The 23,351-nt window shown below is 66.3% G+C and carries 23 protein-coding genes, 2 tRNA genes and 1 riboswitch; of the genes, 13 read left to right on the plus strand and 12 right to left on the minus strand.

What is annotated here, in order from left to right; genetic code table 11:
* Positions 1-68 precede the first annotated feature (68 nt).
* Positions 69-677: a DUF938 domain-containing protein gene (locus tag BMZ69_RS19515; RefSeq protein WP_092159694.1), complete on the plus strand. Its 609-nt coding sequence runs from the start codon at positions 69-71 to the stop codon at positions 675-677.
* 4 nt (positions 678-681) lie between these two features.
* Here the strand turns inward: BMZ69_RS19515 and BMZ69_RS19520 are convergent, their stop codons facing one another.
* The 4 genes from BMZ69_RS19520 to BMZ69_RS19535 form a co-directional block, all read right to left on the minus strand.
* Complete coding sequence (locus tag BMZ69_RS19520; RefSeq protein ID WP_092159696.1) at positions 682-1,356, minus strand: SH3 domain-containing protein; 675 nt, start codon at positions 1,354-1,356, stop codon at positions 682-684.
* Positions 1,343-2,287, minus strand: a complete 945-nt coding sequence (locus BMZ69_RS19525; protein ID WP_092159698.1) for a hypothetical protein — start codon at positions 2,285-2,287, stop codon at positions 1,343-1,345. The genes BMZ69_RS19520 and BMZ69_RS19525 overlap by 14 nt, the downstream gene beginning before the upstream one ends.
* Before the next feature lie 147 nt (positions 2,288-2,434).
* A complete protein-coding gene (locus BMZ69_RS19530; protein WP_092159700.1) occupies positions 2,435-3,016 on the minus strand; it encodes a YqaA family protein in 582 nt (193 codons plus the stop codon).
* A gap of 165 nt (positions 3,017-3,181) precedes the next feature.
* Positions 3,182-6,010 carry a valine--tRNA ligase gene (locus BMZ69_RS19535; RefSeq protein ID WP_092159702.1) on the minus strand — a complete coding sequence of 943 codons (2,829 nt, stop codon included), beginning with the start codon at positions 6,008-6,010 and terminating at the stop codon, positions 3,182-3,184.
* Between the two features lie 254 nt (positions 6,011-6,264).
* On the opposite strand from BMZ69_RS19535, the gene BMZ69_RS19540 reads away from it, so the two are divergent.
* On the plus strand, positions 6,265-6,750 hold the full coding sequence (locus BMZ69_RS19540; RefSeq protein ID WP_092159704.1) for a pyridoxamine 5'-phosphate oxidase family protein: 486 nt from the start codon (positions 6,265-6,267) through the stop codon (positions 6,748-6,750).
* Between the two features lie 11 nt (positions 6,751-6,761).
* Complete coding sequence (locus tag BMZ69_RS19545; RefSeq protein WP_092159706.1) at positions 6,762-6,974, plus strand: hypothetical protein; 213 nt, start codon at positions 6,762-6,764, stop codon at positions 6,972-6,974.
* Between the two features lie 160 nt (positions 6,975-7,134).
* On the opposite strand, the gene BMZ69_RS32390 is transcribed toward BMZ69_RS19545, so the two are convergent.
* From BMZ69_RS32390 to BMZ69_RS19560, 3 genes are all read right to left on the minus strand, one after another.
* Positions 7,135-7,734 (minus strand): PopZ family protein, encoded by a 600-nt coding sequence (locus BMZ69_RS32390; protein ID WP_280142118.1) that lies wholly within the window; start codon positions 7,732-7,734, stop codon positions 7,135-7,137.
* A 164-nt stretch (positions 7,735-7,898) separates the two neighbouring features.
* The gene (locus BMZ69_RS19555; RefSeq protein WP_244543438.1) at positions 7,899-9,296 is read right to left on the minus strand and encodes a TolC family outer membrane protein; all 1,398 of its coding nucleotides are present in this window, start codon (positions 9,294-9,296) and stop codon (positions 7,899-7,901) included.
* 241 nt (positions 9,297-9,537) lie between these two features.
* Positions 9,538-10,179, minus strand: coding sequence for a protein-L-isoaspartate O-methyltransferase family protein (locus tag BMZ69_RS19560; RefSeq protein WP_175506881.1), 642 nt, complete (start codon positions 10,177-10,179; stop codon positions 9,538-9,540).
* Between the two features lie 236 nt (positions 10,180-10,415).
* Between BMZ69_RS19560 and BMZ69_RS19565 the strand changes: the two genes are divergently transcribed.
* A complete protein-coding gene (locus BMZ69_RS19565) occupies positions 10,416-11,405 on the plus strand; it encodes an OmpA family protein (protein ID WP_175506882.1) in 990 nt (329 codons plus the stop codon).
* Positions 11,406-11,426: 21 nt separating this feature from the next.
* Here BMZ69_RS19565 and BMZ69_RS19570 read toward each other — a convergent pair whose 3' ends face one another.
* Positions 11,427-12,551, minus strand: coding sequence for a helix-turn-helix transcriptional regulator (locus BMZ69_RS19570; RefSeq protein ID WP_092159710.1), 1,125 nt, complete (start codon positions 12,549-12,551; stop codon positions 11,427-11,429).
* Positions 12,552-12,724: 173 nt separating this feature from the next.
* Positions 12,725-13,825: a hypothetical protein gene (locus tag BMZ69_RS19575; protein WP_092159712.1), complete on the minus strand. Its 1,101-nt coding sequence runs from the start codon at positions 13,823-13,825 to the stop codon at positions 12,725-12,727.
* Positions 13,826-13,887: 62 nt separating this feature from the next.
* Here BMZ69_RS19575 and BMZ69_RS19580 point away from each other — a divergent pair, with 62 nt between their 5' ends.
* Positions 13,888-14,340, plus strand: a complete 453-nt coding sequence (locus tag BMZ69_RS19580) for a hypothetical protein (RefSeq protein ID WP_348272485.1) — start codon at positions 13,888-13,890, stop codon at positions 14,338-14,340.
* A 90-nt stretch (positions 14,341-14,430) separates the two neighbouring features.
* Here BMZ69_RS19580 and BMZ69_RS19585 read toward each other — a convergent pair.
* Positions 14,431-14,504, minus strand: a tRNA-Cys gene (locus BMZ69_RS19585).
* Positions 14,505-14,693: 189 nt separating this feature from the next.
* Between BMZ69_RS19585 and BMZ69_RS19590 the strand changes: the two genes are divergently transcribed.
* A tRNA-Asn gene (locus BMZ69_RS19590) sits at positions 14,694-14,768 on the plus strand.
* A gap of 115 nt (positions 14,769-14,883) precedes the next feature.
* Entirely contained in the window at positions 14,884-15,273 is a 390-nt protein-coding gene (locus BMZ69_RS19595; RefSeq protein WP_139219108.1) for a VanZ family protein, read from the plus strand.
* Between the two features lie 21 nt (positions 15,274-15,294).
* On the opposite strand, the gene BMZ69_RS19600 is transcribed toward BMZ69_RS19595, so the two are convergent.
* The gene (locus BMZ69_RS19600; RefSeq protein ID WP_244543439.1) at positions 15,295-15,924 is read right to left on the minus strand and encodes a glutathione S-transferase family protein; all 630 of its coding nucleotides are present in this window, start codon (positions 15,922-15,924) and stop codon (positions 15,295-15,297) included.
* A gap of 187 nt (positions 15,925-16,111) precedes the next feature.
* On the opposite strand from BMZ69_RS19600, the gene BMZ69_RS19605 reads away from it, so the two are divergent.
* From BMZ69_RS19605 to BMZ69_RS19625, 5 genes are all read left to right on the plus strand, one after another.
* Positions 16,112-17,290 carry a hypothetical protein gene (locus BMZ69_RS19605; RefSeq protein WP_092159720.1) on the plus strand — a complete coding sequence of 393 codons (1,179 nt, stop codon included), beginning with the start codon at positions 16,112-16,114 and terminating at the stop codon, positions 17,288-17,290.
* Positions 17,291-17,513: 223 nt separating this feature from the next.
* Entirely contained in the window at positions 17,514-17,966 is a 453-nt protein-coding gene (locus BMZ69_RS19610; RefSeq protein WP_092159722.1) for a VOC family protein, read from the plus strand.
* 102 nt (positions 17,967-18,068) lie between these two features.
* On the plus strand, positions 18,069-18,713 hold the full coding sequence (locus BMZ69_RS19615) for a TenA family protein (RefSeq protein WP_092159724.1): 645 nt from the start codon (positions 18,069-18,071) through the stop codon (positions 18,711-18,713).
* A 60-nt stretch (positions 18,714-18,773) separates the two neighbouring features.
* A riboswitch (TPP riboswitch) is annotated at positions 18,774-18,870 on the plus strand.
* Positions 18,871-18,970: 100 nt separating this feature from the next.
* Entirely contained in the window at positions 18,971-19,714 is a 744-nt protein-coding gene (locus BMZ69_RS19620; protein ID WP_175506884.1) for an ABC transporter permease, read from the plus strand.
* 43 nt (positions 19,715-19,757) lie between these two features.
* Complete coding sequence (locus tag BMZ69_RS19625; protein WP_092159728.1) at positions 19,758-20,717, plus strand: ABC transporter substrate-binding protein; 960 nt, start codon at positions 19,758-19,760, stop codon at positions 20,715-20,717.
* A gap of 253 nt (positions 20,718-20,970) precedes the next feature.
* Here the strand turns inward: BMZ69_RS19625 and BMZ69_RS32155 are convergent, their stop codons facing one another.
* Positions 20,971-21,336, minus strand: a complete 366-nt coding sequence (locus BMZ69_RS32155) for a DUF1127 domain-containing protein (RefSeq protein WP_092159730.1) — start codon at positions 21,334-21,336, stop codon at positions 20,971-20,973.
* 218 nt (positions 21,337-21,554) lie between these two features.
* Here BMZ69_RS32155 and BMZ69_RS19635 point away from each other — a divergent pair, with 218 nt between their 5' ends.
* On the plus strand, positions 21,555-23,327 hold the full coding sequence (locus BMZ69_RS19635; RefSeq protein WP_092159732.1) for an adenylate/guanylate cyclase domain-containing protein: 1,773 nt from the start codon (positions 21,555-21,557) through the stop codon (positions 23,325-23,327).
* Positions 23,328-23,351: the final 24 nt, after the last annotated feature.

Consider the following 23,351-nt stretch of genomic DNA (forward strand, 5'->3'; position numbering starts at 1 on the left):
CAATCTGTATCGGCCTGCTTCTAAGCCGCTTATAACGCATCGACAGCCGAACGCGATGGGAGAAGGCGATGACCCAGGACGATTCCCGGCAATTTGCTCCGGCGACACAGCGCAACCGCGAGCCGATCCTCGCCGTGCTGCGCGATGTGCTGCCGGCGCAGGGCCTCGTGCTGGAGGTCGCGAGCGGCTCCGGCGAGCATGCCGTTTACTTCGCCGGCGCCTTTCCGAACCTGATTTTCCAGCCGAGCGATCCCGACCAGGCCGCCCTCGCCAGCATCGATGCCTGGGCGGGCGAGAGCGCCCTGCCGAACCTGCGCTCCGCCATCCGCCTCGATGCCACCGCGCCGCGCTGGCCCATCGCAGCCGCGGACGCGATCCTGTGCATCAACATGATCCATATCTCGCCCTGGGCGGCGACCGAAGGGCTGATCCGGCAGGCGGCGCAGCTCCTGCCCACCGGGGGACCGCTCTATCTCTACGGCCCCTATCGCCAGCATGACGTGCCGCTGGCGGCGAGCAACGCCGTCTTCGACGACAGCCTGCGCCGGCGCAATCCAAAATGGGGCCTGCGCGAGCTCGATGCCGTCGCGGAACTGGCCAGGGCCGCCGGCTTCGGCGAGGCTGTGGTGACGGCGATGCCGGCGAACAATCTCAGCGTGGTGTTCCGGAAGGCCTGATCGCTCAACCGCCGTCGCAGCTCGTCTCCTGCGTCGCGCAGATGCGGTCGACCCAGGCGCGGAAGCGGCCGGCTTCGGCCCCTGCCTTGGCAGCCGGCTTGATCTCAAGCCCGGACAGGACCTCGCTGCCCGCCGGTAGGCCGTACTCGACCAGCACCCACTTGCCGCTGCAGCCGAGCAGGCGGCCGTTCTGGAGAAAGGCGTCGCCGTCAAAGCTCGCCCCGTCCTGACCGGTCATCACGGCTGGCGCCTTGGCGTCCGGGCGCAACCGGCCGGCGACAGCCTGCGATTTCACGGTCAGCTTGCGCCCGCTGACCCAGCCCGAGCCCTTGAACATCGGGCGCGGCGCGGCATCGGTCAGCATCTCGTTGTCGCGCGCCCTGGCGATCCTGAACCAGCCATTGGCGCCGGCCGAGACCTCGACCTCGACCATGGCGCGCACCGGCGGATCGTCGCCGCTGAGCTTCACCGGCGGCAGCGTGCCGACGATCCTGTGGCTGGTGCCCGGTCCGGCGCGGACATTCAGCCCCTCCGGATCGGTCTCGCTGACGAAGGCGCCGAAGGAGCAGGCGACCCGTCCGGCCGGCGCGGGCGTCACCCCCTCCGACTGCGCCCACGCCGCCGGAGCGGCGAGCAGCAGGGCCGCTAGGCCGGCTGCGAGGATCTCACGACGCGGCATTGACCAGCACATAATAGAAGGCATTGGGCTTGCCGATCGCCTTGAGGAAGGTCGGGTAGCGGTTCTTCGGCACGGTCTGGCAGCCGGCCGACCAGGTGTTGGGCTCGAGCACAGTGTCCGCTCCGCCGCGATGGATATACATGCTGGTCCCCGCCCCTTTCGGGTCGATCCGGCTCTTGTCGCCTTCCGTGAAGCGGCCGTCGCCGTCGGTGTCGCGCTCGGCCACCTGCGTGGTCTTCACCTGGAAGGCGCGGTCGCCGAGGAAGCCGCCCTTCTTCTCGAAATACTGGTATGTGCCCTCGGTCAGGCGGCCGGCATCCTTGATGCCGTCCTTGTTGATGTCGACGCCGTCGGCCTTCTTGAACGCGACGCCCTTGTAGCGCTTGTCGCCGCTGCCGGCACGCTGCGAGTACTGGGCGCCGGGCTCGGTGCAGATCGGGAAGCTCGAAAGCTCGCGGAAGCGCCCGGTGCGGCGCATCACCACGACGAGGTCGTCATAGGAGCCCTTGCCGTGATTGGCGATCGTGCTGCTTTCCTTGCGCAGCGCCAGCAGGACGAGGCGGCCGAAGCGCAGGTCGAAGCGGGCCTGCGTCGAGCCGAAGCGCCAGAAGATCGCCGAGTAGGAATCGAAGGCCTGCTTGGTCGTCCGGAACTGCGGACGGTCGGCTGAAGGCCGGCGGAAGCGGGCGTCGAGGATCTCGCCATAGAAGTCGCGCCATTCGCGCAAGCCCCGCAGGCGCGTCTCGGCGACCGGGCTGAGGTTGACCTCGACGACGCGCCAGAAGAAGTCCTGCAGTCCGGGCGGCACCGCCGCGACATTGTCGCGCCAGCGCGAGAAGGCGATGACCTTGTCCTGGCGCAGGCAGCGGTCGAATTGCCGGGCGAAATGGCCGAAATCGAGCTCGGCGAGGTCGGGGCGGCGGCCGTTCATGCCTCGCCACCCGATCGTTGGAATGGGCGCATCGAACCCTCCACCGCTGTCTTGTCGGAGCGACCATAGGCTAACGCCGCCCCAAGGTCAGGCGGCGAGCAACCGGTCCATCAGCAGCTTGCGGAGGTCTGAACCTTTTTCGCCCGCTCAGAGCACCATCGGCAGCACGAAGAAGCCGCCGACGATGACCACCACCAGCGCCAGCGCCGTCATCGGCAGGTGCTTCTCGATGAAGATGCGGATGTCGTCGCCGTAATAGCGCAGCGCCACCGCGATCATCGCGAAGAAGGTGACGCGCGAGATCACCATGCCGATTGTGAACTTCCAGATGTCGAAATGCAGGAAGCCGGACATGATCGTGACGATCTTGAACGGGATCGGGGTCAGGCCCTTGGTCAGCAGCACCCAGAACCAGTAGTCCTGCGAGGTGTGGATCAGGTGCGCCGCCTTCTCCTGCAGGCCGTAAAGGCCGATCAGCCAGGCACCGACCGATTCATAGAGCAACGCGCCGATCGCATAGCCGAGATAGCCGCCGGTCACCGCGCCGAGCGAGCAGACGCCGGCATAGAACCAGGCACGGTCGGGCCGCGCGATGCACATCGGGATCAAGAGCGGGATCGGCGGCAGCGGGCTCACCGAGCTTTCGACGAAGGTGATGGCGAAGAGCAGCCAGGGCGCAGCCGGGTGGGACGCGTAGGAAACGCACCAGTCGTAAGCACGCTTGAGCATGTAGGGGAAACCGTTCCTGGGTTCTCGCGCCGGTTGCAGGGCTGCCCTGCGTTCCATGCATTAATCCAATTGGCGTGATCAGGCCACTAATCTCTTGGGCTAGAGTCAATCGCGCATGTCTCCGTCAATTGCGCGACGGATTCGTGACGAGATTGCGGGAACGGCTCAGGCGAGCCGCTCCAGCGCCTCCTTGATCTTGAGTTTGCGGGCTTCGGCGGCCGCCTTGCGCTCGCGGTTCTCCTCGACGATCTCCTCCGGAGCGCGCGCCATGAAGTCGGGATTGCCGAGCTTGCGCTCGACCGCGGCGATGTCCTGGTCGAGCTTGCCGAGCTCCTTGGTGAGGCGGCCGCGCTCGGCGTCGAGATCGATGATCCCCGCCAGCGGCAGCGCCGCCACCTCGCCGCGCACGATGATCTGCGCCGACTGGCCCGGAGCCTCATCGGCGAACTCGATCGCGGAGAGCCGCGCCAGCCGCTCGATCATCGGCGCCCAGGCCTCGACCGCAGCCCTGGTCGCCGCGCTCGCCTTGACCAGCACCAGCGGCACCTGCGTCCCGCCCGGCACGTTGGTCTCCGAGCGGATCGAGCGGATGTCGGAGATCAGATCGACGACGAAGCCGATTTCGGCTTCCGCCTTCTCATCGACGAGGGCGGCAAGTTCCGGCCAGCGCGTCAGGCAGACCAGCCCCGCCTCCCCGGCCGGAATCGCACGGGGCGCACCGGCATTGGCCTTCTGCGCCCAGAGCTCCTCGGTCAGGAACGGCATGAACGGGTGCAGCAGCTGGCAGATCAGGTCGATGACATGCGCCACCGTCGCCTGCGTCTCCGCCCGCGCCGCGGTGCCGGCGGCGTCCAGTTCCTCGGCCTGCAGCACCGGCTTCGACAATTCGAGATACCAGTCGCAGAACTGGCCCCAGACGAAGCGATAGGCTGAATCCGCCGCCTCGTTGAACTTGAAGCTCTCGATTCCGGCTGCGACCGCCTCGGCCGTGCGCGCCGCCTCGGAGAGGATCCAACGGTTCAGCGGCAGCTTGATCGCAGCCGGATCGAACCCGTCCGCTCGCAGGCAGCCATTGATCTCGGCGAAGCGCGCCGCGTTCCAGATCTTGGTCGCGAAGTTGCGGTAGCCCTCGACGCGCGAGGTCGCGAGCTTGATGTCGCGCCCCTGCGCCGCCATCGCCGACAGCGTGAAGCGCAGCGCATCCGCGCCATATTTGTCGACGAGCACGAGCGGATCGATGACGTTGCCCTTGGATTTCGACATCTTCGCGCCCTTCTCGTCGCGAACGATGGCGTGGATGTAGACGTCCTTGAACGGCACCTCGTCCATGAAGTTGAGGCCCATCATCATCATCCGGGCGACCCAGAAGAAGATGATGTCGAAGGCGGTGACCAGCGTTGCGGTCGGGTAGTAGCGCTTCAGCTCAGCCGTCTCTTCCGGCCAGCCCAGCGTCGAGAACGGCCACAAAGCGGAGGAGAACCAGGTGTCGAGCACGTCCTCGTCGCGCTTGAGCTCGACCGGCCCGCCGTAATGGGCAAGCGCCAGCGCCTGCGCGCCGGCCTCCGATTCAGCCACGAAGCACTCGCCGTCCGGCCCGTACCAGGCCGGGATCTGATGGCCCCACCAGAGCTGACGCGAAACGCACCACGGCTCGATGTTCTCGAGCCAGTCATTATAGGTCTTGGTCCAGCTTTCCGGCGTGATCTTCGTCTTGCCGTCCTTGACCGCCGCGAGCGCGCGCTGCGCCAACGGCTGGACGTCGACATACCACTGGTCGGTCAGCCAGGGCTCGATCACGACATCCGAGCGGTCGCCATGCGGCACGGTATGGGTATTCGGCTCGACCTTGCGCAGCAGGCCGCGCGCCGCCATCAGCCCGACCACGGCCCTGCGCGCCGCGAAGCGGTCGAGGCCATGCAATGCGAGCGTCTCCGCCTCGGGCGCCGCGCCCTCCAGGAAGTCGGCATTGTCCTGAATCAGGATGCGAGCTTCGCCGTCCAGGATATTGACGACCCTGAGGGAATTGCGCTTGCCGACATCGAAGTCGTTGAAGTCGTGCGCCGGGGTGATCTTGACCGCGCCGGTGCCCTTCTCCGGATCGGCATAGTCGTCGCCGAAGATCGGGATGACGCGCTTGACCAGCGGCAGCACGGCGTTCCGGCCGATCAGCTCCTTGAGCTTGTCGTTCTCCGGATGCACGGCGACGCCGGTGTCGCCCAGCATCGTCTCCGGCCGGGTCGTCGCGACGGTGATGTAGGTCGCGGCATTCTCCGGATCGTAGGCAGCACCCTCGATCGGATAGTCGAAATAATAGAGATGCCCGTTCGGGTCCTTGGCGAGCGCCTTCTCCAGCTTGCCCGCGTCGAACGCCTCCTCGCCGTCGCGCCGCCATTTGAACGTGCCGGTCTTCTCGACCTGCAGCACTTCGAGATCGGAGATCGCGGTCTGGAATTTCGGATCCCAGTTCACCAGCCGCTTGGCGCGGTAGATCAGCCCCTGCTTGTGCAGGCCGACGAAGACCTTGAGGACGGCGGCCGAGAGCCCCTCGTCCATGGTGAAGCGCTCGCGCGACCAGTCGCAGGAGGCCCCGAGGCGCTTGAGCTGGTTGACGATCGTCCCGCCCGACTCCTCCTTCCACTTCCAGACCTCGGCGAGGAAGGCCTCGCGGCCCATGGTCCGGCGATCGGTCTTGTTCTCGGCCGCGAGCTTGCGCTCGACCACCATCTGCGTCGCGATGCCGGCATGGTCGGTGCCCGGCTGCCAGAGCACGTCCTTGCCGCGCAGGCGCTCGAAGCGGCAGAGCACGTCCTGCAGCGTGTTGTTGAGCGCGTGGCCCATATGCAGCGAGCCGGTGACGTTCGGCGGCGGGATCACGATGCAATAGGGCTCGGCCCCAGGCGCGGCGCCGCGCCCCGCCTTGAAGGCGTCCGCCTCCTCCCAGGCCTTGCTGATGCGCGCCTCGACGGAGGCCGGCTCGAATGTCTTGTCCATCATCGCTCTGCTCGAACGCCAAACGGCCGGGGAGCCTGCCCCGGCCGCGAAAAACGAAAGCCAAAAGGTCTGCGGTCTTAAGAGCGCATGCGACGCCCCCGCGTCAACGCTTTCCAGATGGGAAGGCGCCGCCCGCCGCGCCAGTCCGGTTGGCAAGCGCTCTCGGGCGGGCGTGGAACAGTCCCCCGCGACATCCGGAGCGGAACCTCCGCCGCGCTTCAGCCGTTGGGGGAGGATACCGCACAAGGAGGCCCCCAATGACCAGAAAGACCGACCAGGACCGCGCCTGGGAGCTGATCGAGGAGATCGGCCTGTGCATGCTCGTCAGCCATGACGGCAATGGCGACCAGCTGCGCGCCCGTCCGATGAGCGCCCATAGCCGCCGCGACGAGGATGCGATCTATTTCCTCACCGATCTGCGCGCCCACAAGGACGACGAGATCGAGATCAACGAGAATGTCTGCCTCTGCTTCGGCGACAACAGCTCCTACAAATATGTCTCGGTCACCGGTACGGCGAACCTGCTCGACGACCGGGCGCGCGTCGCCGAGCTCTGGTCGATGGCCGCGCGCGCCTTCTGGGAGAGCAAGGACGATCCCAATATCCGCATCCTCAAGGTGCGCCCCGCTCTGGCGGAGTTCTGGGACAGTCCCGGCAAGATCGTGACCTCGGTCAAGATGGCGGCAGCCGCGGTGACCGGCTCGCGCCCTGATCTCGGCAGCAACCGCAAAGTCCTGCTCTGAGGAGACCGGCGATGCGACTTCTCGTTCATCTGGTCGGCGCCTGGGTGGCGTCGGAAGCGGCGTCCGGCCGCTACCCTCGCCCCCTGTCGCTCGGCATGCAGCTCCTGGTCTCGCGACTCGGCCCGCAGACCGCGCTGATGGCGCTGGCGGGCTACGCGATCCAGAGCCTCAATGAAGGCGGAGCCTTCGGGCCGCGCCGGGCGCCAGCCCGCAAGCGGCGCTAAAGCCTGCCGACTTCACACGCTACCACCACCGTCATCCTGGGCGAGCGAAGCTCGGCCCTGGCTCCATCGCAGAGCTCCGGAGCCTCACGATGGATCCGGGAGCTGCGCAGCTTCGCCTTGGCCGGGATGACGGTGGTGAATCTGAGGAAAATCAGCGCGATCAGCGTCGCCCGCCGCGAGCGACGCGCTCGATCTCGGCCCTGACCAGCCGCTCGACCATGGCCGGCAGGTTGTCGTCGAGCCAGGTCTTGAGCATCGGCTTGAGCATGTCCTTGACCAAGTCCTCCAGCGTGCGCGCATTGTTGCTGAGCACGGTGTTGGCAAGCGCGCCGAAGGCGTTGTGCACGGCAGCGCCAGTCTGATCCGAGATCAACGCCGTCATGTCCATCGGCGGCGCGGGCTGCGGCTGGAGCGGCGGCGGCACGAAGGCCAGGGGCTGTGGCGGTTCCGGTGCGGGTTCCGGCTCGGGCAACGCCGCGGCCTGCGGCTCGACGAAGTCGACATCGTCCGCCGGCGCCGCGACGGCTGCAGCAGGCTCTTCCGGGATCAACTCGGCTTCGGCGCCGAGATCGAGCACGTCGTCCTCGACCGGCTCGGGCTCGGGTTCCGGCGCGGGCTCCGGCTGGGGAGCCAGCGCGGCCGACTCCGGAGGGGGCTCCTCCGGCGGCGCGGCAGGCTTCTCGTCATCGGCGATGATCTTCCGGATGGAGGCGAGAATCTCCTCCATCGAAGGTTCATTGGCCTTGGGCTGCGCGCTCATGCTGATTCCGGTCACTCGACTCAGAGGACGCCTAAGGAATCAGTGCGCCCCGCTGCATGAGTATTTCACCGGAAAACCGGCAGGCAAGGCGGGCAGGACGTGTCCCACAGGAGAAATCCGGAGTGTTGCACCGGCGCTTCTCGCGCCGGCCTCGTCACAGTTGTTCAGCGACCATCCGGCGTCTGCGTGCCCCAGAGCAGGCCCTTGACCTGATCGTAGTGCTTGCGGGCGTCGTAGCGCTCGGCCTTGAGCTTCAGCTTGTCGGCCGAGAGCAGCCCGACCGCCGACAGCACGGCATAGGAGGCGACGACACGGTCGCGCTGCGCCGTCACCAGGCTCGAGCGGGCGCTGACCAGTTCCTGCTGCGCGTTCAGCACGTCGAGCGTGGTGCGCTGGCCAACCTTGGCCTCCTCGCGCACGCCGGCGAGCGCGGTCTCGGCCGCCTGGACCTGAGCCTGCGCCGAGACGATCTGCGCCTTGGCCGCGTCATGCGCGCCCCAGGCTGAGACGACGGCGGCGCGGACGGTGTCGCGCGAGGTGTCGACCTCGATCCGTCGCTGCCCGGCCGTCTCCTTGGCCTGGCGGGTGCGCGAATAGACCTGCCCGCCCTCGTAGATCGGGATGGTGAGGGTCGCGACCGCGCTGGCGGAGGTGCGGTTGTCGCCGAAGAACTGGTTGTCGTAGCGCTGCGTCACCAGACCGCGCACGCCGAGGACCGGATACAAATCCGCCTCGGTGACCTTGACCTGCAATTCCGCCGCATCGACGCCGTGCAACCCGGCGATGATGGCAGGGTGCCCCTGCAGCGCAATGTTGAGCGCGGCCGGCAGCGACCTCGGCAGCAGGTTCTCGACCGGGCGGCCCGGAGCGAGATTCTTGGGCTCGATGCCGACATTCTGGCGGAAGCGCGCGATCGAGGTCTTGAGATTGGACTCCGCCAGGATCTCCTGCGACTGAGCCGAGGACAGGCGCGCCTCGGCCTGCGCCACGTCGGTGCGCGTCACTTCGCCGACCTGAAACCGGTCCTTGGTCTGGCGCAGCTGCTCCTCCAGCACCTCGACGTTGTTGCGGTTGAGGTTGAGGATCGCGGTGTCGCGCAGCACGTTCATGTAGGACGTCGCCGCGTCGAGCAGCACGTTCTGCTCGGTATTGCGCAAGGTGGCGCGGGCGCCGAGCACCTGCGATTCGGCCTGGCTGACCGAACTGCGGGTCTTGCCGCCGTCGAAGATGTTCTGGTCGACCTGCACCCCGGCGCCGCGCGGGTTGAGGCGCGAGACGCTGCGGTTGTGCGGGTTGCCGTTGCCCTGCGCGTTGAACGGCGTGTCACTCTCGGTGATGCTGGCGCCGATATCGGCCGAGGCCGTGATGCGCGGGCGGTAGCCGGAGAGCGCCTGCGGCACGTTCTCATTGGTGGCGCGCACGGCGGCGCGTTGCGCGTTCAGCGTCGGATTGCCCGAATAGGCACGCCCCAGCGCCGCTTCCATCGTCTGCGCCAGCGCCGGGGAGCCGGTGACGGCTCCCAGCACGCCAACCAGCAGCAGGCGGCTCGCGGTCTTCTTCAAGGTCGGTCGCGTTACAATCACTGGACGCCTCTTGTGCGGACTCTAGTCACGCCCAGGCATCGCCCCAGCCTCGGCACTCGGTTTAAAATCATAAACTTTGCAGCTCCTCTCGCCAATGTCGGGAGGCGAGCTGGTCGCTTTTCAATCCTGCACTGCCGCAAAAATGCGACACTCCCGCCGGCGATTAATACCGACGGGCTACCTCTCCTGGGGAAAACCGGCCCGATGGCCGGCCCTCCTCTCACAGGGCGAACACCTCCGCCTTGCGGAATTCGCGCAATAGGGGCGCCGCCGCATCGAAAACCGGCCGACCGGAAAGCGATTCGCCCGCCTTGCGGTACAGCACGACACGCGCCGCGCGCCCCACGCCCTCGACGACGATCAGCCTTCCGCCCTGGCGGACATGGCGAAACAACGACTCGGGTTGAGTCTCGCAGGCCCCGCTGACCAGCACGGCGTCGAACTGCCTGTGCTCGGGCAGCTTCGCGAGCAGTTCGGCGGCGGGCACGCCCGGCTGGGCGAAGGCGGTGCGGGCCAAGGCCAGCGCCGCCTCATCCGGCTCCAGCAGCGTCGCCTTGGCGCCCATGGCCGCCATCAGCGCCGCGCCATAGCCGGAGCCGCCGCCGTATTCGAGGGCCTCCTCGCCCGGCTGCAGATCGAGCACCTGGATCATCCGCGCCGTCACCATCGGCGCCGGCAAGGCGCGGCTGGTGCCCGGCAACGGCTCCTGGCGGTCGAGATAGGCCAGATGGGACAATTCGCCCGGCAGGAACGCCTCGCGCGGCACCGAATCGGCCGCGGCGAGCACGGCGCGATCGGTCACGTCATAGGTGCGCAACTGGCAATCGACCATCATGCGCCGCAGTTCGGCGAAGCTGCTCATGCTCAAATCTCCGAAGGAAGACGCCCGGACGGGCGCCTCGACCCTGCCCGCGGGTTTTGGGCGAGGCGGAAGCAAAAGGCAAGGCCGGGCGTGGCCACCTCCATGTCGCGGCGCGAACCGCTCGCTGCCGGCTCGTCCGAATGGAGGACGCAGGCCGGCCGGCATTGCCGCAATCATCTCCTCTCGGCGCTCGCGAGCGGGCGTCCCAGGCCGTTTCCTCCACCGCGAGCATCGCCATGAAAGCAAGATCTCTCTTCTGGCCGGCGCTGATGCTGGCCTGCCATCTCGCCATGCCGGGCCTGGCCCAGGATCATCCGCTCCTCGGCCGTTTCCAGGGCGCGCAGCAGGTCGGTTTCAAGGAGGCGGCCTTCGATGAGGCCCGCATCATCACCGGCCCCATCGACGAGCGCAGCTCGCGCGAGCAGAGCGGCGCCGGCTGGCGGACCGTCGAGGGCAAGGTCTTCACGCTCTACTACAAGCTGCCGCCCGGCCGCACGGGGCTCGAGGCGCTGCGCAACTACCAGGCGAGCCTGACCGGGGCCGGCTTCGAGGTCCCCTTCACCTGCTCGACCGAGGCGGGAACCTGCTTCAGCGACGGGCGCAAATATCCCGGCCTGTTCCTCGGCCTGGCGCTCGACGGAACCACCGACCTGCCGAAGCTGCAGCTCGGCGATTTCGTGCGCAATTTCTTCGGCAACGGCACCGGCCGCTATCTCTACGCCCGCCTGAACCGGCCAGCCGGCACCGTCCATGTCAGCCTCGCCTTCTCCGAGGACGAGAGCCGTGGCCGAACCTTGATCGCGCGCGTCATCGAGGCCGGGGCGATGCAGACCGGGCAAATCCAGGTGGTCGAGGCGAGCCAGCTCGGCCGCGAGATCGACCAGAATGGCCGCACAAACGTCTATGGCATCCTGTTCGACTACGACAAGGCCGACATCAAGCCGGAATCGCAACCCCAGCTCAAGGCGATCGCCGAGCTGCTGAGCAAGAGCCCGGCCCTGCGGCTCGACGTCGTCGGGCACACCGACAATCAGGGCAGCGCCGCCTACAACCTCAAGCTCTCAGACATGCGCGCCTTCTCGGTCGTCGCCGAGCTGTCGACCCGCTACGGCATCGACCGCAGCCGGCTCAATGCCCTCGGCAAGGGGCTGGAGCAGCCGGTGGCGTCGAACGCCGACGAAACCGGGCGGGCGCGCAATCGCCGCGTCGAGCTGGTCCGACGTTGAACAGCCGGGCGAAGCGACTCGCTAGCGGGTCCGCATCGGCAGCTCGACGGCGCGCAGCAAGGCGGCAACCTGGCTCTGCTGCCGTGTCCCGGTCTTCCAGAAGACCCGGGCGAGATGAGTGCGCGCCGTCGTCATCCTGATACCCTGCTGCTGAGCCACCTCCGTCAGCGACAGCCCGGAAGCCAGCCCCAAAGCCAGCCTGGCCTCGGCCTCGGTCAGGTCAAACATCTGCCTTGCGGCGGCAAGGCCCCCGCCTGCCGGTTCGAGCGGGCGCGCCACGATCATCACATCGTTCATCCGCCCGGGCAGAGCGTAGGCCGCAGATAGCGGCGTGACGCAGAGCGACACATCGCGCGCTTCCCCGCTGCGCGCCCGCAGCAGCATCTGCCCACGCGCACCGATGAGGTCGCTCGCCTTGGCGACCAAATCCTTCAGCCCATTTTGCTCGGACGCCGCACGCGCCGACAATCTGCCGCCTCGCAAACCGAGCGGGCTCGCCGGATCGGCCAGCAAGTCGTCGCCGGCCGCGTTCGCATAAGCGAACTGCATGGCTCGATTGACGATGATGACGGCGAGCGAGAGCTCGTCGAGCGCCCGCCGCGCCATCTCGCGCTCGATGCTGACGCCGTCGAGCTGCTGATGCAGCTGCGTCACGCGCCGCATCACCCCCGCCACCCGCTCGAACAGCGCGAACTCGGCCGCGTCGAAGGGCTCCTGCCGGCGTCCGCGCTGGACGTCGAACATCCAGAACGAACCATCGACATCGAGCACGCGGCTCGCCATCCCGCCGAACATGTCCTGCGGCGCCATCCATTCGCGCCACAGGCGGCTGTCGCGAAAGCGCTCACCGAACAGGACATGATCCCGATAGGCCGAGCCGATCGGCACAGCCGCGACCTGCGCGCTGAACCGCAAGGCGTCGGGCATCAGTTCGCGGCAGAGGAATGCGTTGAGGTCGGGATCGGACGAGTTGGTGATCGCGTCGTCAGGATGGGAATCCGGGCCAAAATAGCCAAGGCAGATCTTGGAGCCGTCGAAGAGCTGGCGGACTTGCTCGATAGCCCCTGGCATCTCGCGAAAGTCGAGCGCCGCATCGAGCAGCACGTCGATGGTGCTGGTGACCACATCGAGATTCGCCCGCGCCATCTCAGTCCTCGGCCAGCCACGCGCCTTGCCGGCGCGCACCGACCATCCCCTTAGGCCCGGCAACGTCCGCTACGGCACCGGCCGCGGAATGCTGGCCGGAGAATCAGGCTAACCCCATGAACAGGCGGCGCAAAGCCTAAATCTTCCCCAGGGTCACTCGGCTGCCATCAGTCTCAGGCTGGCCGCCGGCGCGCCTTCAGCGCCTCGTCGGCCTCCAGCAAGGTCTCGAAGGCGTAGACGAATTTGTCGTCGAGCGTGTCGCCGTACCAGATCTCCGGCACGATCGTGCGGAAGCGGGTCTCGAGCAGGTCGGCCAGCGCCTGCGTGTCCTTCATCCACTCCAGCATGTCGGCGTAGAGATTGAAATTGCTCGGCGCCGGGAAGCGGGCGACGAGGTCCTCGAAGCCCTGCTTGACCAGAACGGGATCGCAGATCGTGTCCTCGATCTCATGCTCGCCGACTTCGGTGTTGGCCGCCTGGATCAGGGCGTAGAAGCCGTAGCCGAAGCGGTCCTTGGTCAGCTCGGCCGCCCGCCGGGCGAAGACTTCGAGATCGTGCTCGTCGCGGCCGAGCCAGCGCGGCATGATCATCCGCGCGAAATTGCGGCACAGGTCGATATTGTAGCGATCGAGCGCCCAGGCCGCCTCGAAACGGCGCTGATACTCGTCGAAGGAGCCTGTCTCGGCTCCGCGGCGGAAATGGCTGGCGCACCTGGCGAAGTCATCCGGATCAGGCTGGCTGTCGAGCACGGCATCCGCCTGGCGCAGGAATTTACGGAACTGATCGGCCTGGTCCATGTTGACGTCGGCGGCGCAGGCGGTGCCGCGCCAGGCATAGGCCGTCACCCGCAGCGCATCGGCATAGGTCGCGGCCGAGAAGGGCGAGGGCTCGCGCCGGAAATAGGCGGCGAAGCCGTCGAGCAGCGCCTCGTGCCGCGGGCCGGCATCGTCGCTGTCGGGAATCGCCGTGAACGCGTCGAGGAACCAGTCCCTGACCAGCGCGTAGCGCGGCTTGCCGTTCTCGGCGAGGTCGCCTTGCGCCCGCGCCGCCTCGAAGGCGGCGCGATAGGCTGCGAAGTCGCGCTCCTGCCAGGCCCGGCGCATCGCGTCGCGCTCGCCATAGAGACGCGGGATCTCGTCATGCAGGAAGAGCGAGCCGATCCCGTATTCCTTCAGCAGGATCTCGTACTGGGTGAGTTCCTCCGCCGGTTCGGGAGCGGCCCGTCCGCCCAGCACCCTGTTGCGCAGATTGCGGACCAGGTCTTTCCACCCCATCTCGTCTCCCGCCCTGTTCACGCCTGCGCGACATGAGGCCGCCGCCTGTCGGTCCCGCCGCCTTGCGGCTGTCAGCGCCGCTTTCGGCCCCCATTTGCTACGGCATCCGCAGTTGCGGGCAAACAAGCACGATCACACGGCGCGCCAGCGAGAACGATTGCACGAGCCGCGCGTTTCCGCTGGACGACCACGACCGAGGCGACATGCACTTTCCATCGGGCAGACAGGAATTGAGGGCCGCCTTCAAGCGGATCGAGGCCGAGCTCCCTCCCCGCCTCGCCAAGGCGATGCGCTGGCTCCGTCATCCCGATTCGCGCCTGATCCGGATTCCGGCCGGGCTCGCACTGATCGTCGGCGGCGTGTTCTCGTTCCTGCCGATCCTCGGCGCCTGGATGCTGCCGCTGGGCCTGATGCTGCTCGCGGCCGACATTCCGTTTCTGCAGCGGCCGATGGCGCGCTTCGCGAACTGGTGCCTGGGGCTGGTCGACCGTATCAGGCGTCGCCGTTCGGGCTGACCTGGCCGCGGCCTGCGCTCCCGCGGCGACGGTGCTCCGGCAGGATTGCCGGCGGAGGACGGCACGGACATCGATCGGGGATGAAGAATTTGGAGGCCTCGCCCGGAATCGAACCGGGGTGCAAGGATTTGCAGTCCTCTGCGTAACCACTCCGCCACGAGGCCTTCCGGAAGCGCCGCCGAAGCGCGCCTCTCGGCGGGCGTATAACCACATGCCGAAGCGCGCCGCAACCGAAACTCTGCCGGCATTGTGAATTGACCATGGGGCAGATCGCCTGCCCACGATTTTCTCCGGCCCAATGCCAGCAAAGGGGTTGCACCCGGCCGGGAGCGTCGCTATACGCCCCCCACCGATCCCGGATAGCTCAGCGGTAGAGCAATCGACTGTTAATCGATTGGTCGCAGGTTCGAATCCTGCTCCGGGAGCCAGCAGTTTCAAGGGCTTGAGCGACGACCGCTTGAGCCCTTTTGCTTTCTGGGGACGGAAATGGTGCAGCGGGAGAGGCAAACGGCAGTGCTGCGGCTCTTCGGGCTCGAGCTATCCGTGCGTCGCTGGGCCGCCCTGATCGGCTGGGGGGCGGTCGCTCTGGTCATCGTCGCGACCCTGTCCCCGATCGGCGCCCGCCCGCATATCGCGCATCTCGGGCCGCAGATCGAACGCTTCGCTGCCTATCTCGTCGCCGCCGCGGCTCTCGCCGTCGCCTATCCGACGCGCAAGGGCGTGATTCTCCTGTGCATCGTCGCCGGCGCCGGCGGGCTGGAGCTCGCCCAGCATTTCGAGGCGAGCCGGCACGCCCGTGCGCTGGACGCGCTGGTCAAGATCATGGGCGGCCTGAGCGGGCTTGCCATGGCTGCGCTGTCCGAACGCGTCTGGCCAAAGCGCGTCACCGCGCCCGCCATCGTCCGGCGCACAGACAGGGCACCTCGCCCGTAAGCGATCCGCGTTGATGTGCCACTAAGCCGCCGGCTGCACGCTGGCGAAGGCCTCGGCGATCCGCTGCGGCGCCGTCGGCCGGGCATACATGCGCTGGAGATAGGCGCTCAGCCGCGGGAAGCCGTCGAGCAGTCCCTCCTCGTTCGCCCAGTCCATCAGATAGGCGGTGACGCAGTCGGTCGCCCCCATCCGGTCGCCGACGATGAATTCGCGCCCTTCCATATGGGCTTCGAGCACGGCCGCCATGAGCCGGAATTCCTCGCGGGCCAGCACGATGTCCTGCGGCAGCCGCTGGTCTTCCGGATAGAGGAAGCTGTGCTTGGCGATGCGCCAGAGCGGCTGCTCCAGTTCGGTCATCGCGAACAGGATCCAGCGATAGGCCTGCGCCCGCTCGTCGATGTCGTCCGGCAGCAGACGCTTCTCCGGGAATTTCTCGGCCAGATAGAGAATGATCGCTGCCGATTCCGGCAGGACATTGTCGCCATCGACCAGCACCGGCAGCTTGCCGGCTGGGTTGAGCGCGAGGAACTCCGGCGTCTGCGCTTCGCCGCCGAGCAGGTCGACATGAATGTAGTCGAACGCCACGCCGAGTTCCTTCAGCCCCCACATTGCCCGCAAGGTCCGCGTCGGACCGAATCCATAAAGCTTCATCATCGCTTCCTCCCATACATACCAATCAGTCTGTATTGACGGAGTTTCGGCTGACAATCCGTGTCAGCATTGTTGCTCGCGGCCTGCCACGGCGCCATGATCGCGCCACCATCGCGCCTAGCTTGACCTCTCCCGAACGGCGCAGCCGCCAGCAATGCGGCGCGCCCGTCCCTGGAGACCCGATGCTATGCCCGCCCGTTCCGCGCTCATGACGCCGCTGCTGCTGGCGCTCGCCGCCCCTGCCCTCGCCCAGACTGCGACGACGACGGCCGCTCCGGCCGCCTCCGAGCCTGCCGGCGCCGGGCAGGCGCCCGATGCCTGCCGCCTGCTGCCGCAGGCCGATCTGGAGGCGCTTTTCCCCGGCCGCCCGATCACCGCAAAGGGGCCGACGCTGAGCCCGATCCACCGCGGCCCGCAATATGCTGAGAGCTGCATGTACTCGGTGAAGCTGCCGAGCCCGACCTCGAAGCTCGACCATGCCCGCCTCGCCTCGCTCACGGTGATCCGCTGGGACGGCGTCGCGAAAGGACGAGAGACGCCGGCGCAGGCCTTCGCCTCACTCAAGGGAACGCGCGAGAAGGTCGCGGCCGATCCCAGGCTCACGCTCAAGCTCGAACCGCTCTCCGGCATCGGCGACGAGGCCTTCCAGGAGACCAACAGCTCCGGCGTCGTGATCCGCGCCCGCAAGGACGACCTGATCTACGCGATCTCGCTCGATCTCTATTCCGAGCAGACCGCGCCGAACGCGCTTGCCCTGGCGAAACAGGCGGCGGCGCGCTGGCGGGGCGGCACCGGCATGGTCGATGCGCCCCAGCAGATTGCCGCCAACAGCGCGGTGACGGTGCCGGCGGACACGCGCCCCTCCTCCGTCGCTCCGGTCGAGCAATGGCCGGATGCCTGCGCCCTGTTGACGCCGGCCGAGGTCAAGGCGGCATTCCCCGAGATGAGCGTCGGCGAGCCGCGCAAGCTGATGGGCAAGATCACCCATGAGAGCCGCGAGAACCGGCAGGAGGCCCTGCCGAATCCGATCGGCTGCCAGTTCGACGCCAAGCGCACGATAGAGAAGGACGGCAAGCGTACGGTCGAGCTCAACCAGATCCAGGTCAGCGTCCGCAATGTCGCCGCCAATGAGGAGCTGTCGAAGCGCTGGTTCAAGAGTGCGATCAAGGTTTCGGACGCGAAGACGCCGGTCGCGGGGCTGGGCGACGAAGCGGCGCTCGACATCATGAACCGCATCCACATCCGCAAGGGGCTGACCACGGTCGATGTCCGCGTCTCCGGCGGCGAGCGCGACCAGGCGCTGCACGATCAGGCCAAGTCGCGCGTCGGCGAGCTGGCGAAGATCGTGGCCAGCCGGCTGAAATAGGCGGTCCAGGTTTCGGGTGGAGCGGCCGCGGCCGCTCCCCTAGCCTGCTGACACAGGCAAGCGCGGCACGCTGCGATGAATGCCAGAGAGCACTGACTGAGGAGGACATCGCTGCAATTGACATCGCCGAGACACACTACGTTGATATCAACTTAATTGGGCCCATTGTGACTATGAGCGCTTCTCGGCGCCAACATGCCCCCAGATCTGAGAGGAAATGACTATGAAAATTGTGACCAGCCTGAGCTTCCGTGGCCAATGCCGCGAGGCCTTCGAATTCTACGCCAAGGTCCTCGGCGGCAAGATCACGGCTGCCATGCCCTATGGCGATGCGCCGCCCGACATGGGCATGCCGGACGCTGACGGCAAGTACAAGGACTGGCTGATGCATTGCTGGCTCGATGTCGGCGACCAGTCGCTGATGGGCGCCGACATGGATGTCGACTGGGCCCAGAACATCGACAAGCCCAAGAACGGCTTCGACGTCACCTTGCACACCAACGACAAGGCTGAAGGCCAGCGCTGGTTCGACGAGCTCTCCGAAGGCGGCAAGACGGTGATGCCGTTCAGCGAGACCTTCTGGTCGCCTGGCTTCGGCTCGCTGGTCGACAAGTTCGGCGTGCCCTGGATGGTCAACACCATCCCGACCGGCGATTGGAAGCCGACGCAAGGCTGAGCCTTCGTTCTGGAAGAGGCGGCCGGAGCCGGTGCTCGGCCGCCAGTTTCGATGTGGCGCTGCTGCTGATAGGGAGAGCCCGACCAGCAGAAGGCCACGACCATGACCACCCGTTTCACCGAGACTCTCCGCCAGGCCAGCCAGCCAGCCTGGTCGCAATCCGTCGGCCACCGCTTCGTCCGCGAGCTGCTGGACGGGGCGGTGTCCGATGCGGTCATGGCCCGCTATCTGATCCAGGATCACCGCTTCCTCGACAGCTTCCTGACCCTGCTCGGCGCCTCGCTCGCCAGCGCCGACAGCTTCGAGGCCCGCATCCGCTTCGGCCGCTTCATCGGCATGGTCAGCGGCGAGGAGAACACCTATTTCCTGCGCTCCTTCGACGCGCTCGGCGTCAGCGAGCAGGATCGCATCGCCCCGCCCGATAGCAAGCCTACCGCTGGCTTCAAGGCGATCATGCGCGAGGCCGCCGCGACACGCTCCTATGCCGCCGCCCTCTCCGTGTTGGTCGTGGCCGAATGGCTCTATCTCGACTGGGCCCAGCAGGCCTCGCAGCCGCTGCCGGCGAGCTTCATCCATGCCGAGTGGATCACGCTGCACGACAATCCCGATTTCCGCGATTTCGTCGGCTTCCTGAGGAGCGAGCTCGACCGCGTCGGCCCGGGCGAAGCCGAGACCAGCCGGGACTTCTTCCTGCGCACCGTCGCGCTGGAGAAAGCCTTCTTCGATTCGGCCTATGACGAGGCCTGAGCGGCAGGCCTTCGACCCGACACAGGCGTGACAGGCGCAAGCCTTTCTGCCACAAGCACAATCGAGAGACGGGGGCGTTCGCCGCAGAGCGAGCTGAGAAGGACCCTTCGAACCTGAACCAGATCATGCTGGCGGAGGGAGTCGCTCGGGGCAGCCTCGCAAGCGCTTCTCCCCGTGCTCGCCTTCCACCGGAAAGGCGAGCCTTGACGACGCAGGACGCGACAGAGCGGAGCGCAACTCCCGGCATGAAGCCGGTGATGGCCGCGCTGGCCCCTGCCCTGCGCACGATTCCCGTCCTGCTATTCGCTTGGCAAGCCGCGATCTTTCTGTTCCAGCCGCCGCGCTACATCCTGCCTTCGCCGCTCGACGTGGCGCTGGCCTTCCAGCGCCAGCCCGGCTTCCTCTTCAGCCATAGCCTCACCACCATCGCCGAAATGGCGCTCGGCTTCGTGCTCGGCTCGCTGTTCGGCGCGTTGACCGCGCTCGCAATCGCCGCACTGCCGCGTTTCGGCCGCCTCATCTGGCCGATCCTGCTCGTGCTGCAATCCTTCCCGGTCTTCGTGATCGCGCCGCTTCTGGTCGTCTGGTTCGGCTTCGGCATAGGCTCGAAGGTGATCATGGCGACGATCATCATCTTCTTTCCGGTTGCCTCCGCCTTCACCGACGGCCTGCGCCGGACCGACCCGGAACTGATCGACGCGACTGCGCTGACCACGGCGACGCATTGGCAGACGCTGCGCTATGTCCGCCTTCCACTCGCCATGCCTGCGCTCCTCACCGGCCTCAGGGTCGCGGCCCCGCTCGCGCCGCTCGGCGCGGTGATCGGCGAATGGGTCGGCTCCTCGGCCGGCCTCGGCTTCGTCATGGTCCAGGCCAATGCCCGCATGCAGACCGACACGGTCTTCGCCGCGATGACCGTGCTCGCCGTGCTCAGCCTCGTCCTGCGCCATCTCGTCGATGCGCTCGGCCCGCGCCTCATTCCCTGGGCGAGCGAGCCGTGACGTCACTCAGCTTCAAATCGATCAAGCAGAAGGATTTCGCCCGATGACCCTCCGCGCCCTGACCAGACGCGCCCTCCTCGCGACCGGCCTTGCTCTGGCCGCCGGCCTCGCCAGCCCGGCCCGCGCCGCCGACAAGCTGACCGTGATGCTCGAATGGTTCGTCAATCCGGATCATGCGCCGCTGGTCGTCGCTGACAAGCTCGGCCTGTTCAGGGAAGCCGGGCTCGAGGTCACCATGGTGCCGCCCTCGGACCCGTCCGCCGTGCCGCGCCTCGTCGCCGCCGGTCAGGCCGATATCGGCATCCACTACCAGCCCAATCTCTATCTCGACCACGCGGCCGGCATCCCGATCGTCCGCGTCGGCACCCTGGTCGAGACGCCGCTCAACAGCGTCATCGTCAAGGCCGACGGGCCGATCAAGTCGCTCGCCGACCTCAAGGGCAAGACGGTCGGCTATGCCGTCTCCGGCACCGAGACCACCCTGCTCGGCCAGATGCTGGCCAAGGCCGGGCTCAAGCTCGACGACCTCAAGCTGGTCAACGTCAATTTCGCCCTCTCGGCCGCGCTGATCGGCGGCAAGGTCGACGCCACCCTCGGCGGCTACCGCAATTTCGAGCTGACCCAGATGAAGCTCGAAGGCCATCCCGGCACCGCCTTCTATCCGGAGGAGCACGGCGTTCCCGCCTATGACGAATTGATCCTGATCACCCGCCGCGACGCCGTCGGTGACAGCCGCCTGCCGCGCTTTCTCGATGCGATCGAGAAGGCAGCGCTCTATCTCACCAACCACCCGCAGGAGGCCTGGAAGCTCTTCATCGCCGCCCACCCCAATCTCGACGACGCCCTCAACCGCCAGGCCTGGACCGATACGCTGCCGCGCTTCGCCAAGCGCCCGCGCGCGCTCGACCAGGGTCGCTATGAGCGCTTCGGCGCCTTCCTCGTGGATCGCGGGCTGATCAAGAAGGCTCCGGCGCTTGCCGAGATCGCCGGCGAGGTGAAGTGACCGAAGGATTGCGGTGGCAGCCCTCCCTGTCGCCGCCCATTCCCGCATCGACGTCAGGGCGGACCTGTGCCGGCCGCGAGCCTGATCCACGCGATCGCGCTGATGCCGGGCCGGATCGGTCTACCGCCTGCGTCTTCCAGCCGGCGAGCGGTTGCTGGCCTGGTCCCTGCCGAAGGTCGACCATCGGCGGAGGTAGAGGCCGCACCAGCCGATGGCGGACACTGCCTGGTGCTACGCGCCGGGCAGTGAGCGATCACGGCCGCGGATCGATGCGCCCGACGGCGAACTCGATCTCCGAACGGCTGATGCCGATATCCCTCAGCGTCCTGTCGTCGAGACGCGGCAACGCGTTTGCCGCGTGGCGCATCTGCACCCTGTCGCAGATCCGGCGGAACCGTCCCGACAGGGCCTCGATCAGCCTGGCCGTCAGGGGACGCGGGGCAGGCTTTCGATGAGGTCGGACGAATGGACCATGGACCTCATAGATGAAATGTTCGCCGATGATTTGCCCGACGGCCCTGCGACCCACCAGTCGGTCGAGGACCGACTTGGTGCGAGGCCGCAGCATGTCGGCCAGGTCTTCGATGTCGTGAAGAAGGTCGCTTCCAACCGCGTACATGGTGCCGCTCCCACTGCCTTGCCCGCCGCCTCGCGAGGCGGTGTTGCAGCGTTATGGCGGCTCGCAGGGCCTCTCGTCTGTGAGGTGCCGCACACGTCGACCCCTTTCCAAGAAGACGAAGAGACGACATGATGCCGGCAGTAGCCGTGCCGGCTACGCCGACAGCCTTGCCTCTGGCCTGATTTGCCCTCCTGCCATTAGACGTAGGCGGACTGTGCATGTTGTCGACGGCGCAAACCTTGGATCGTAGTGTCCTCGCAGTCCTCTGCGCTGACGTCGCCGACTATAGCCGAATGATGGACACGGCGGAGGAGGAGACCCACAAGCAGCTGATGTGGCTCTTGGCCGCCGTGGTGACTCCCGTTGTCGAAAATCACCAAGGTAGAATTGTCAAATTCACTGGGGACGGCTTCCTTGCTTGCTTCAGCGACGCAGTTTCGTCGGTCAATTGCGCCCTGCGAATACAAGAATTTACACGCCAATCCCAAATGAAACGCGATCCTGAGCGTCGGATCCAATTCAGAATTGGAGCGACGATCGATAGCGTAATTATCGAGGACAACGATATTTTCGGAATCGCTGTTAATACGGCCTCACGCCTTCAGCAGATGGCCACGCCCGGCGCCATATTAGTTTCGAGCGATCTATTTTCTCAGATCAATGGCCAACTCGATATACCTTCCAGGGATTGCGGCCGGATTAGATTGAAGAATTTTCATAGCCCGACGCACGCGTTCCTCATAAATGCGCCACGGACGGACCCAAACCGCTCAATCGCCAAGCCATATCGGAAAAGAACCCGCCTTCCTGCGATCGCTGTCTTTCCGTTTTCCGCCTTTGATGGCCGTGGTGGTGACGATTATTTTTCGCAAGGACTGATGGACGGCATCATTGGCGCGTTAAGTAGCTTGCGTGATATCATGACGATCAACCGGGGATCGACTATCGATTATAACGTCAGAGAAGCTCCCGCTATTCTAGGGAAACGTTTGGGAGCGAACTACGTTCTGACCGGAGTGATTGGACGATCTGGCGATGAAGTTCGCGTAACCTGCTCCCTGACTGATATGAGGAGCGGCGGCGTTCTCTGGTCCGATCATATGGACGGCACCTTGTCGTCCATATTCGATATGCAGGACAGTATCGCGACCAAAGTTGTCGGCACTATCGCCCCGCACGTCCGCGAAGCCGAACTTGCACGGGCTGTGATGAAGCGTCCAGAGAACATGGACGCCTATGATTTGCTTCTTCAGGGTATCGACCTGCTCTACAGAATGGACAGCGAACAGTTCATTCGCGCACGAAAATTTCTCGATAGCGCCATCGAGACTGACAGTCGGTATCCCCCAGCTTATGCTTATGCTTCCCTCTGGCATATTTTCAATATTGGCCAGGGCTGGTCAGCCGACCCGACATCGGATTCTTACCAAGCTTGGAAGCTGGCCTCCGCTGCGGTTGATCGGGATGCCTCCAATTCGCTGGCGCTCGCGATCTGCGGACACGTCAAGTCATACCTGTTCCACGAATACGCAGCCGCGACATCCTATTTTGAGCGCGCGATCAATTGTTCGCCAAGTCACGCCTGGGCGTGGGCCCTCAGCAGCGGCACATATGCCTATATGGGAGACGCTAAAGAGGCGGTCGAACGCGCCGAGCGCGGGATCGCGCTGTCACCGGCGGACCGGCACGCATTCTACTATCTGTCCTTCCTCGGCCTTGCCCACTACGCCGGTGAATCTTACGAGGCGGCCGTGGATTGCGACCGCAAGGCCGTGGGGCAGAATCCCCATTTTCGCGCGGGGTTGCGGGTCCTGATAGCCAGCCTCGTTGCGCTCGGCAGGCTGGACGAGGCGAAGGACGCTGCTCGCGCCCTTCTTGCCGAGCAGCCATCCTTCCGCGTCTCCGTCTACGCACCTCAGTGCCCCTGGTGGGACGACGAGGTCCGAACAACCTTCTTGAGGCGCCTGATCGACGCCGGGCTTCCCGAGTGATCAAGACGAGTCGGAGGCCAAGGT

The organism is Allobosea sp. CRIB-10, from assembly GCF_900112185.1.
GTDB lineage: Bacteria > Pseudomonadota > Alphaproteobacteria > Rhizobiales > Beijerinckiaceae > Allobosea.

Excerpts from the sequence above, each read along its gene's own strand:
- BMZ69_RS19545 (WP_092159706.1), top strand. The coding sequence starts at position 6,762 with ATGCGACTTCTCGTTCATCTGGTCGGCGCCTGGGTGGCGTCGGAAGCG.
- BMZ69_RS19535 (WP_092159702.1), bottom strand. The coding sequence starts at position 6,010 with ATGATGGACAAGACATTCGAGCCGGCCTCCGTCGAGGCGCGCATCAGC.
- BMZ69_RS19625 (WP_092159728.1), top strand. The coding sequence starts at position 19,758 with ATGACCCTCCGCGCCCTGACCAGACGCGCCCTCCTCGCGACCGGCCTT.
- BMZ69_RS19635 (WP_092159732.1), top strand. The coding sequence starts at position 21,555 with ATGTTGTCGACGGCGCAAACCTTGGATCGTAGTGTCCTCGCAGTCCTC.
- BMZ69_RS19605 (WP_092159720.1), top strand. The coding sequence starts at position 16,112 with ATGCCCGCCCGTTCCGCGCTCATGACGCCGCTGCTGCTGGCGCTCGCC.
- BMZ69_RS19560 (WP_175506881.1), bottom strand. The coding sequence starts at position 10,179 with ATGAGCAGCTTCGCCGAACTGCGGCGCATGATGGTCGATTGCCAGTTG.
- BMZ69_RS19515 (WP_092159694.1), top strand. The coding sequence starts at position 69 with ATGACCCAGGACGATTCCCGGCAATTTGCTCCGGCGACACAGCGCAAC.
- BMZ69_RS19565 (WP_175506882.1), top strand. The coding sequence starts at position 10,416 with ATGAAAGCAAGATCTCTCTTCTGGCCGGCGCTGATGCTGGCCTGCCAT.
- BMZ69_RS19600 (WP_244543439.1), bottom strand. The coding sequence starts at position 15,924 with ATGAAGCTTTATGGATTCGGTCCGACGCGGACCTTGCGGGCAATGTGG.
- BMZ69_RS19615 (WP_092159724.1), top strand. The coding sequence starts at position 18,069 with ATGACCACCCGTTTCACCGAGACTCTCCGCCAGGCCAGCCAGCCAGCC.
- BMZ69_RS19620 (WP_175506884.1), top strand. The coding sequence starts at position 18,971 with ATGGCCGCGCTGGCCCCTGCCCTGCGCACGATTCCCGTCCTGCTATTC.
- BMZ69_RS19520 (WP_092159696.1), bottom strand. The coding sequence starts at position 1,356 with ATGCCGCGTCGTGAGATCCTCGCAGCCGGCCTAGCGGCCCTGCTGCTC.
- BMZ69_RS32390 (WP_280142118.1), bottom strand. The coding sequence starts at position 7,734 with ATGAGCGCGCAGCCCAAGGCCAATGAACCTTCGATGGAGGAGATTCTC.
- BMZ69_RS19530 (WP_092159700.1), bottom strand. The coding sequence starts at position 3,016 with ATGCTCAAGCGTGCTTACGACTGGTGCGTTTCCTACGCGTCCCACCCG.
- BMZ69_RS19575 (WP_092159712.1), bottom strand. The coding sequence starts at position 13,825 with ATGGGGTGGAAAGACCTGGTCCGCAATCTGCGCAACAGGGTGCTGGGC.
- BMZ69_RS19570 (WP_092159710.1), bottom strand. The coding sequence starts at position 12,551 with ATGGCGCGGGCGAATCTCGATGTGGTCACCAGCACCATCGACGTGCTG.
- BMZ69_RS19610 (WP_092159722.1), top strand. The coding sequence starts at position 17,514 with ATGAAAATTGTGACCAGCCTGAGCTTCCGTGGCCAATGCCGCGAGGCC.
- BMZ69_RS32155 (WP_092159730.1), bottom strand. The coding sequence starts at position 21,336 with ATGTACGCGGTTGGAAGCGACCTTCTTCACGACATCGAAGACCTGGCC.
- BMZ69_RS19540 (WP_092159704.1), top strand. The coding sequence starts at position 6,265 with ATGACCAGAAAGACCGACCAGGACCGCGCCTGGGAGCTGATCGAGGAG.
- BMZ69_RS19525 (WP_092159698.1), bottom strand. The coding sequence starts at position 2,287 with ATGAACGGCCGCCGCCCCGACCTCGCCGAGCTCGATTTCGGCCATTTC.